At 41.6% G+C, this 514-nt stretch carries 1 pseudogene; it reads right to left on the bottom strand.

What is annotated here, in order from left to right:
- Window positions 1-292: pseudogene (locus ACTHUR_RS18370) on the bottom strand (IS1595 family transposase); the annotation flags it as partial.
- Window positions 293-514 lie beyond the last annotated feature (222 nt).

Below are 514 nucleotides of genomic sequence, written 5' to 3' on the forward strand. Positions count from 1 at the left end.
TTTCAGAATGCCGAAGACAACCACTTTTCCTGCCGCACCGCGACCACGTCTGCCTTTACGCCGTCCGCCGAAATAGCTTTCGTCCAACTCGACAGGGCCCTCAAAAACCTCATCGGCAACCAAGGCCAGATAATGGCGGATAACCATACGAATTTTGCAGTAGAACAGAATAGCGGAGTTGGGCTGAATGCCCAAAATATCGGCAGCGGAACGGGCGGTAACTTCGAGTACAAAAAAACGAAGCAGTTCTTTCTGTACTTTTTTTCTTTAATTTGCAGTGTGTTATCTTCATATTTCGAGGGTAACATATCTGCTAATCTAGTACAGCCCCTTTTTTTAATAATGTTAATGTTAATACGTAACAAAACAAATTCCCGCTTGTAGGTTAAAATCAGGCTATGCTAATATGCACAACAACAGGTTTTTACTGAATAATCTGTGCTAAAATGCAGGATTAGATGGAAAACTCTATCCGAATTCGGTACAATACCGACGAATTATTTCCCTTAAACAA

Source organism: Neisseria sp. P0021.S007 (assembly GCF_051956855.1).